This window comes from Vibrio splendidus 12E03 (assembly GCF_000272105.2).
Taxonomy (GTDB): domain Bacteria; phylum Pseudomonadota; class Gammaproteobacteria; order Enterobacterales; family Vibrionaceae; genus Vibrio; species Vibrio splendidus_I.
The window spans coordinates 1-8,984 of sequence record NZ_AJZD02000172.1; the positions used below are offsets into that span (position 1 = coordinate 1).

An 8,984-nucleotide genomic window follows, 5' to 3' on the forward strand; every position below is an offset into this window, starting at 1 on the left:
TACGGTGGTTGAAACCGCCACCACAAGCAACCGCGTATTTCAGTGCGCTGCGTAGGCCAGGAATCGTTTTACGAGTATCTAACAGGCGGCACTCTGTGTGTTTGATTTTGTCAGCGTAGATAGCTGTTGCTGTCGCACAACCAGACAGTGTTTGAATGAAGTTCATTGCGTTACGCTCGCCCGTTAGTAGCGCGCGTGCTGGGCCAGTTAAAGTACAAAGCGTTTGGTTTGGCTCAACCTTATCACCATCTTCTACGTTCCACTCGATAGTCACTTCTCCGCCCAACTGCTTAAACACTTCATCAGCCCAAGCTTTACCACAGAACACACCGTGCTCACGCGTAATGATGGTTGCGCTGTTGATTGCGTCTGCGGGAATTAGACTTGCCGTGATATCAGCCGCTGGATCTAACGTTCCGCCTAGATCTTCTTTAATGGTCTCAGCCACTGAGCGAGCGATCTCTAGCGGCAGTTGCTCTTTTAAGTAATCAAGGCGTTGGTGGCTGTTATGTGTGTTTTTCATCGCAAATCTAATCTTGAAAGGGAGTGGGAATGGAATGATACTCTTGCTTAACTTCAAATTAAAGAGGCTAGCGCGACTGCTCTATGGGCAAGGTCACATCTTATTGTGCTAGCAGAAAAGAAAGTGAGACTAAGATGACGATCAGCTCCAACGGATGGTATGACAACGCTCGGCATGTACCTTCCCCGTATTTTGATGTAAGGCCTAGTGTTGATGATATCTCTCTGCTGGTGGTTCACAACATTAGCTTACCGCCAGGGCAATTTGGTGGTCCTTATATTGAGCAGTTTTTTACGGGCAAGCTCGATCCCGCTGAGCATCCCTTTTTTAAGGTGATTCATCAGATGGGTGTGTCTGCGCACTGCTTGATTCGCCGCGATGGCGAAGTGGTGCAGTTCGTTTCTTTCCTTAATCGAGCTTGGCATGCCGGTCAGTCGAGTTTTGCAGGGCGTGAAAGGTGCAATGATTATTCGATTGGTATTGAACTGGAAGGCAGTGACTTTGTTGCCTATACCGAGCAGCAGTATCAATCTTTGACTCAATTGACGAACACATTGATGTCGACGTTCCCGCAGATTACGCGTCAGCGTATCACTGGCCATCAATACATAGCGCCTCTGCGTAAAACTGACCCTGGCTTGGTCTTTGATTGGCAGAAGTTTAAAAAAAATCTCAAAGCTTAAGCCTCAGTTTTTGACGATGGGCTTACCGCTGGTGGGTGTTGAATAGTCAACGCCTAGCATAATGACTTGTGAATTTTTGTTGTTGCGATGTAAAGAAAGTGGTGGAGAGAAGTGCATCAATAAATTGAGAGTGTGACGAACTTATCAAACACTCATTTATTAAAACTTATGAACAGAATTTCCACCCTAAATGTGCGCTTGGTTCGGTTTTTAAACAAGTGACGCTAATCTTTCTGAAACAATTCATTTTTATCCTGAAACTTTCTAGCACGAACACTCCCCAAAAGTATTACCCCTGTAAATGGTAAGACCAATTTGGTTGCTGTTTTAAATTTCATTTGTTAAATCATGGTTAATTCACGCTGTATTCTATGATGCAGGTCAATTTTAGGCTGGACAGTGGCGTTTTAATTATGTTAATTTCTGCCCAACTTAAAATTGGTATTACCAATTGTCAGCGAAGAAAAAGAAGAACAACAAACTATGGCTTATCAAAGGATTCGTCAGCCAAAACTCTCCGATGTTATCGAACAAGAGTTAGAAAGGTTGATAGTGGAAGGAACACTGGCTCCAGGGCAGCAGTTGCCGCCTGAGCGCGAACTGGCGAAACAGTTCGATGTGTCTCGTCCTTCAATCCGAGAAGCGATACAACGTTTAGAAGCAAAACGCCTGCTTACTCGCCGTCAAGGCGGAGGTACGTTTGTTAGCGAAAATATTTGGAAAAGCTTTTCAGATCCTTTGCTTAATTTGTTGTCCTCCCATTCTGAAACCCAACTAGACTTGTTGGAATCGCGTCATGCGATGGAAGGGATTTCGGCTTACTTCGCGGCATTGCGTGGCACTGATGAAGACTTTGCTCGAATTCAAGCATGCCAAGATAAAATTCACGGCGCGCAAGATAAGGGTGATATTGAAGCCGAATCTGCAGCGGTAATGGCTTTTCTTATTGCTTTAACAGAGGCAGCGCACAATGTGGTGTTATTGCACATTGTTCGTAGTTTGGCTCCGTTACTCGAACAAAACGTCTTAGAGAATTTAAAGCTGTTGCATCGTCGTAAAGACGTTGTGGAGAAAGTGAGTATACATCGAGCTAACATTGTAGATGCGATTGTTTCAGGGCAGCCAGAACAGGCACGTGAAATGTCACACTCTCATTTAGCTTACATCGAAGAAACATTGCTGGATTTGACGAAGGAAGAGTCGCGCCGCGAACGTTCTCTACGTCGAATTCAACAGGGTAAATAGCCGTAATACTTCGGCTTTTTACGTGTTTAGTAGAATCCAACTAACAAAAAGGATAGATCGCCATGTCTGACATGAAGCATGACGTTGATGCTCTGGAAACTCAAGATTGGTTAGAAGCTCTTGAGTCAGTAGTACGTGAAGAAGGTGTAGAACGTGCACAGTTTTTACTAGAACAAGTTCTAGATAAAGCACGTTTAGATGGTGTTGATATGGCTACAGGCATCAACACAAACTACATCAACACAATTCCAGCAGCACAAGAGCCAGCTTACCCTGGTGACGTAACTCTTGAGCGTCGTATTCGTTCGATTATTCGCTGGAACGCAATCATGATCGTATTGCGTGCTTCTAAGAAAGACCTAGACCTTGGTGGTCACATGGCTTCTTATCAGTCAGCAGCAGCGTTCTACGAAGTATGTTTCAACCACTTCTTCCGTGCTCCAAACGAGACTGACGGTGGCGATCTAGTTTACTACCAAGGTCACATCTCTCCAGGTATCTACTCTCGTGCATTCGTTGAAGGTCGTCTAACTGAAGAGCAGCTAGATAACTTCCGTCAAGAAGTTGATGGTAAAGGTATCCCTTCTTACCCGCACCCTAAACTGATGCCTGAGTTCTGGCAGTTCCCTACAGTATCTATGGGTCTAGGTCCGATCTCTGCGATCTACCAAGCTCGTTTCCTTAAGTACCTAGAAGGCCGTGGTCTTAAAGATACTTCTGCTCAACGTGTATACGCTTTCCTAGGCGACGGTGAGATGGATGAGCCAGAATCACGTGGTGCTATTTCTTTCGCTGCGCGTGAGAAGCTAGACAACCTATGTTTCCTAATCAACTGTAACCTACAGCGTCTAGACGGCCCTGTAATGGGTAACGGTAGCATCATCCAAGAACTTGAAGGCCTATTCAAAGGTGCAGGTTGGAACGTTGTTAAAGTTATCTGGGGTAGCAACTGGGATTCTCTACTAGCTAAAGACACTACTGGTAAGCTTCTTCAACTAATGAACGAAACTATCGATGGTGACTACCAGACATTCAAATCTAAAGATGGCGCATACGTACGTGAGCACTTCTTTGGTAAGTACCCAGAAACAGCTGCACTAGTTGCAGACATGACTGACGACCAAATCTTCGAACTGAAGCGTGGTGGTCACGATTCTTCTAAACTGTTCGCTGCATTCAACAATGCAAAAGAGACAGGTGGCAAGCCAACAGTAATCCTAGCTAAAACAGTTAAAGGTTACGGCATGGGTGAAGCTGCAGAAGGTAAGAACATCGCTCACGGTGTTAAGAAGATGGATATGACTCACGTACAATACCTACGTGACCGTCTAGGCCTACAAGATATCCTTTCTGATGAGAAAGTATCTGAGCTTCCTTACCTGACTCTGGAAGAAGGTTCTGCTGAGTACGAATACTTACATGCTCGTCGTAAAGCTCTACAAGGTTACACGCCAGCACGTCTGCCTAAATTCACTCAAGAATTCAAAGTTCCTGAGCTAGACGCATTCGCACCTCTACTAGGTGAACAGAAGCGTGATATCTCTACGACTATGGCTTATGTACGTACGCTAAACATCCTTCTTAAAGATAAGAACATTGGTAAGAACATCGTTCCTATCATCTGTGATGAAGCTCGTACATTCGGTATGGAAGGTCTATTCCGTCAGGTTGGTATCTACAACCCACACGGTCAAGAATACACACCTGAAGATAAAGGCATCGTTTCTTACTACAAAGAAGCAACGTCTGGTCAAGTACTTCAAGAAGGTATCAACGAGCTAGGTTCTATGGCTTCATGGGTTGCAGCTGCAACTTCATACAGCACGAACGACCTACCAATGATCCCGTTCTACATCTACTACTCAATGTTCGGTTTCCAACGTATTGGCGACATGGCATGGCTAGCAGGTGACCAACAAGCTCGTGGCTTCCTACTAGGTGCTACTGCAGGTCGTACAACACTGAACGGTGAAGGTCTACAGCACGAAGATGGTCACTCGCACATCCAAGCGAACACCATCCCTAACTGTATCTCTTACGACCCAACGTTCGCTTACGAGCTAGCAGTAATCATGCAAGACGGTATCCGTCGCATGTACGGTCCTGAGCAAGAGAACGTTTACTACTACCTAACAGTAATGAACGAGAACTACGCAATGCCAGCAATGCCAGAAGGCGCTGAAGAAGGCATCCGTAAAGGTATCTACAAGCTTGAATCTCACGCTGGTGCTAAGGGCAAAGTTCAACTAATGAGCTCTGGTACTATCATGAACGAAGCGCGTAAAGCAGCTGAAATTCTAAGCGAAGAGTACGGCGTAGCATCTGACGTATTCTCAGTAACGTCGTTCAACGAACTAACTCGTGACGGCCAAGCGGTAGAGCGTGACAACATGCTTCACCCAGAAGCTGAAGAGAAAGTACCGTACATCACGACTGTTCTTGGTAAAGAACCTGCAATCGCAGTGACTGACTACATGAAGAACTACGCTGAGCAAGTACGTGCGTACATGCCAACTGAGTCTTACAAAGTACTTGGTACAGATGGTTTCGGCCGTTCTGACAGCCGTGCAAACCTACGTCGTCACTTCGAAGTTAACGCTGGCTACATCGTAGTTGCAGCTCTAACTGAACTGGCTAAACGTGGTGACATCGAGAAATCTGTAGTTGTTGAAGCAATTGCTAAATTCGATATCGACACTGAAAAAACTAACCCGCAATACGCATAAGACTGGCATTAAGGTAGGTAAATACAATGACAATCGAAATTAATGTACCAGACATCGGTGCTGACGAGGTTGAAGTAACTGAGATTCTTGTAAACGTTGGCGACAAGGTTGAAGAAGAGCAGTCACTGATCACTGTTGAAGGCGACAAAGCTTCAATGGAAGTTCCTGCGTCTCAAGCGGGTATCGTTAAAGAAATCAAAGTAGCAGAAGGCGATTCTGTTTCTACTGGTTCTCTTATCATGATCTTTGAAGAGGCAGGCTCTCCTGCGGAAGGTGCTGCAGCAGCACCGGCTGCTCCAGCAGTTGAAGCTGCGGCACCAGTTGCTGCAGCTCCTGCAGCGGCAGCTGAGCTTAAAGAGGTTCACGTACCAGATATCGGCGGTGATGAAGTTGAAGTAACTGAAATCATGGTTGCTATCGGTGATGCAGTAGAAGAAGAGCAATCTCTTCTTACTGTTGAAGGCGACAAGGCTTCAATGGAAGTTCCTGCACCATTCGCTGGTATCGTTAAAGAAATCAAGATCGCTTCTGGTGATTCAGTTTCTACTGGTTCTCTAGTAATGGTATTCGAAGTGGCTGGTTCAGCACCTGCAGCAGCTCCGGCTCCTGCGGCGGCAGCACCAGTTGCAGCGGCTCCAGCAGCATCCGGAGCGCCGGCCGCAGCTGAGAAAGAAGTAAACGTTCCTGATATCGGTGGTGACGAAGTAGAAGTTACTGAAATCATGGTAGCGGTTGGCGATACAGTAGAAGAAGAGCAATCTCTAATTACTGTTGAAGGCGACAAAGCTTCAATGGAAGTTCCTGCACCATTCGCTGGTACAGTAAAAGAAATCAAGATTGCAGCTGGCGACAAAGTGTCAACTGGCTCTCTAATCATGACTTTCGTAGTTGAAGGCGCAGCTCCTGTTGCAGCACCTGCACAAGCAGCAGCTCCAGCGGCGGCACCTGCTCCTAAAGCAGAAGCACCTGCAGCGGCTCCAGCAGCAGCTGGCGACTTCCAAGAGAACGGTGACTACGCGCACGCTTCTCCAGTAGTTCGTCGTCTAGCTCGTGAATTTGGCGTTAACCTTTCTAAGGTTAAAGGTACTGGTCGTAAGAGCCGTATCCTTAAAGAAGACGTTCAGTCTTACGTTAAAGATGCACTTAAGCGTCTTGAGTCTGGTGCAGCTGCATCTGGCAAAGGCGGCGACGGTTCTGCTCTTGGTCTACTACCATGGCCAAAAGTTGACTTCAGCAAGTTCGGCGAAACTGAAGTTCAGAAGCTTTCTAAGATTAAGAAGATCTCTGGCGCTAACCTGCACCGTAACTGGGTAATGATCCCTCACGTTACACAGTGGGACAACGCAGACATCACTGAGCTAGAAGCATTCCGTAAAGAACAGAACGCAATCGAAGCGAAGAAAGACACTGGCATGAAGATCACTCCACTTGTGTTCATCATGAAAGCTGTCGCTAAAGCGCTAGAAGCATTCCCAGCGTTTAACTCTTCTCTTTCTGAAGATGGCGAAAGCATCATTCTTAAGAAGTACGTAAACGTGGGTATCGCTGTTGATACACCAAACGGTCTAGTTGTTCCTGTCTTCAAAGACGTGAACAAGAAAGGCATTTACGAGCTATCAGAAGAGCTAATGGCTGTTTCTAAGAAAGCACGTTCTGGTAAGCTAACAGCGGCAGACATGCAAGGCGGTTGTTTCACAATCTCTAGCCTTGGTGGTATTGGCGGTACTGCATTTACTCCAATCGTAAATGCTCCAGAAGTAGGTATCCTAGGTGTATCTAAGTCTGAAATTAAGCCAGTTTGGAATGGTAAAGAGTTCCAACCACGTCTACAGCTTCCACTGTCTCTATCATACGACCACCGTGTGATCGATGGTGCTGAAGGTGCACGCTTCATTACTTTCCTAAACAGCGCACTATCTGACATTCGTCGTCTAGTACTGTAATTGAGAAAGTAATTATTAAGGTGACTTTCGGGTCACCTTAATTCTTTATATAAAGACTATTTTTAGAGAACAGTTTCCTGCATTTCTCATAATCTGATAGGGAATTGTTGTCTAGCTCACAGGCTAACTTAAAGCTACTTTCACACTGTTAACATCTCTGTAAAATGTTTCCTGTTTGAAAGCCCAATAATTTTAAGAACATCTACTCAGCCTGTTAGGGATAATGACTACAAGAGGTCACAATGAGCAAAGAAATTAAAGCCCAAGTTGTTGTACTTGGTTCAGGTCCTGCTGGTTACTCAGCGGCATTCCGTTGTGCGGATTTAGGTCTAGAAACAGTACTAGTTGAACGTTACAGCACTCTTGGTGGTGTATGTCTAAACGTTGGTTGTATTCCATCAAAAGCACTTCTTCACGTTTCTAAAGTAATCGAAGAAGCTAAAGCGATGGCAGAGCACGGCGTTGTATTCGGCGAGCCACAAACGGACATCAACAAGATCCGTATTTGGAAAGAAAAAGTAGTTGATCAACTAACTGGCGGTCTTGGCGGTATGGCTAAGATGCGTAACGTTACTGTTGTTAACGGTTTCGGTAAGTTCACTGGTCCTAACAGCATTCTTGTTGAAGGCGAAGGCGAAGCAACAACTGTTAACTTCGACAATGCAATCATTGCTGCGGGTTCTCGCCCAATCAAACTTCCTTTCATCCCACATGAAGACCCACGTATTTGGGATTCTACGGATGCACTAGAACTAAACGAAGTACCTGAAAAACTGCTTATCATGGGCGGCGGTATCATCGGTCTTGAGATGGGTACGGTTTACCACTCTCTAGGTTCTAAAGTTGAAGTTGTAGAGATGTTCGATCAAGTTATCCCTGCTGCGGATAAAGACATCGTTAAAGTCTTCACAAAACGTATTAAGAACAAGTTCAAGCTAATGCTTGAAACTAAAGTAACAGCAGTTGAAGCGAAAGAAGATGGTATCTACGTTTCAATGGAAGGCAAAAAAGCACCAGCTGAAGCTGAGCGCTACGATGCTGTTCTTGTTGCTATCGGTCGTGTTCCAAACGGTGCACTTATCGACGCTGAAAAAGCGGGTATCGAAGTTGATGAGCGTGGTTTCATCAATGTTGATAAGCAAATGCGTACAAACGTTCCTCACATCCATGCGATCGGTGACGTTGTTGGTCAACCAATGCTTGCTCACAAAGGTGTGCATGAAGGTCACGTAGCTGCTGAAGTTATCTCTGGTAAGAAGCACTACTTCGATCCTAAAGTAATCCCATCAATTGCGTACACTGAGCCAGAAGTTGCTTGGGTAGGTAAGACTGAGAAAGAAGCGAAAGCGGAAGGCATCAACTACGAAGTTGCTACTTTCCCTTGGGCTGCTTCTGGTCGTGCAATTGCTTCTGACTGTGCAGACGGCGTGACTAAGATGATCTTCGATAAAGATACTCATCGCGTAATCGGTGGTGCTGTTGTTGGTACTAACGGTGGTGAACTTCTTGGCGAAATCGGCCTAGCAATCGAAATGGGTTGTGATGCAGAAGATATCGCACTTACTATCCACGCTCACCCAACTCTACACGAGTCTGTTGGTCTAGCTGCGGAAGTATTCGAAGGTTCAATCACTGACCTTCCAAACAAGAAAGCAGTGAAAAAGAAGAAGTAATTCTTCTTTAGTCACTCGCTAATGTTTTTAAAAGCCGCTGATTCGTCAGCGGTTTTTTTATGTCTGAAGTAAGGCGCAGGAACGTTTCACTCCGAGATGCGAAGAGCCATTCCATTCTACAAAAAAGGGTTGACCGCTTAGGCCAACCCTTAAATTATTTACTCGAATCTCGAATCTCGAATCTCGAATCT

General features: G+C 45.5%; 6 protein-coding genes. 5 read left to right on the forward strand and 1 reads right to left on the reverse strand.

What is annotated here, in order from left to right; all coding sequences use genetic code 11:
• Window positions 1-523, reverse strand: a 523-nt coding sequence (locus tag A142_RS11740; RefSeq protein WP_019824464.1) for a nicotinate-nucleotide pyrophosphorylase, incomplete at its 3' end; no start/stop codon positions are given.
• 83 nt (window positions 524-606) lie between these two features.
• Here A142_RS11740 and ampD point away from each other — a divergent pair.
• The 5 genes from ampD to lpdA all read left to right on the forward strand — a co-directional run bounded on the left by ampD (window position 607) and on the right by lpdA (window position 8,793).
• Entirely contained in the window at window positions 607-1,206 is a 600-nt protein-coding gene (ampD, locus tag A142_RS11745; protein WP_019824466.1) for a 1,6-anhydro-N-acetylmuramyl-L-alanine amidase AmpD, read from the forward strand.
• A 483-nt stretch (window positions 1,207-1,689) separates the two neighbouring features.
• A complete protein-coding gene (gene pdhR / locus A142_RS11750) occupies window positions 1,690-2,451 on the forward strand; it encodes a pyruvate dehydrogenase complex transcriptional repressor PdhR (RefSeq protein WP_017629813.1) in 762 nt (253 codons plus the stop codon).
• A 62-nt stretch (window positions 2,452-2,513) separates the two neighbouring features.
• A complete protein-coding gene (gene aceE, locus A142_RS11755) occupies window positions 2,514-5,177 on the forward strand; it encodes a pyruvate dehydrogenase (acetyl-transferring), homodimeric type (RefSeq protein WP_017629814.1) in 2,664 nt (887 codons plus the stop codon).
• A gap of 26 nt (window positions 5,178-5,203) precedes the next feature.
• A complete protein-coding gene (gene aceF, locus A142_RS11760; RefSeq protein WP_019824468.1) occupies window positions 5,204-7,120 on the forward strand; it encodes a pyruvate dehydrogenase complex dihydrolipoyllysine-residue acetyltransferase in 1,917 nt (638 codons plus the stop codon).
• 242 nt (window positions 7,121-7,362) lie between these two features.
• Window positions 7,363-8,793 carry a dihydrolipoyl dehydrogenase gene (gene lpdA, locus A142_RS11765; RefSeq protein ID WP_017059440.1) on the forward strand — a complete coding sequence of 477 codons (1,431 nt, stop codon included), beginning with the start codon at window positions 7,363-7,365 and terminating at the stop codon, window positions 8,791-8,793.
• Window positions 8,794-8,984 lie beyond the last annotated feature (191 nt).

What these genes read in the sequence shown, in the direction of transcription:
- ampD (WP_019824466.1), top strand. Translation starts at nt 607, where the DNA reads ATGGGCAAGGTCACATCTTATTGTGCTAGCAGAAAAGAAAGTGAGACT.
- pdhR (WP_017629813.1), top strand. Translation starts at nt 1,690, where the DNA reads ATGGCTTATCAAAGGATTCGTCAGCCAAAACTCTCCGATGTTATCGAA.
- aceE (WP_017629814.1), top strand. Translation starts at nt 2,514, where the DNA reads ATGTCTGACATGAAGCATGACGTTGATGCTCTGGAAACTCAAGATTGG.
- aceF (WP_019824468.1), top strand. Translation starts at nt 5,204, where the DNA reads ATGACAATCGAAATTAATGTACCAGACATCGGTGCTGACGAGGTTGAA.
- lpdA (WP_017059440.1), top strand. Translation starts at nt 7,363, where the DNA reads ATGAGCAAAGAAATTAAAGCCCAAGTTGTTGTACTTGGTTCAGGTCCT.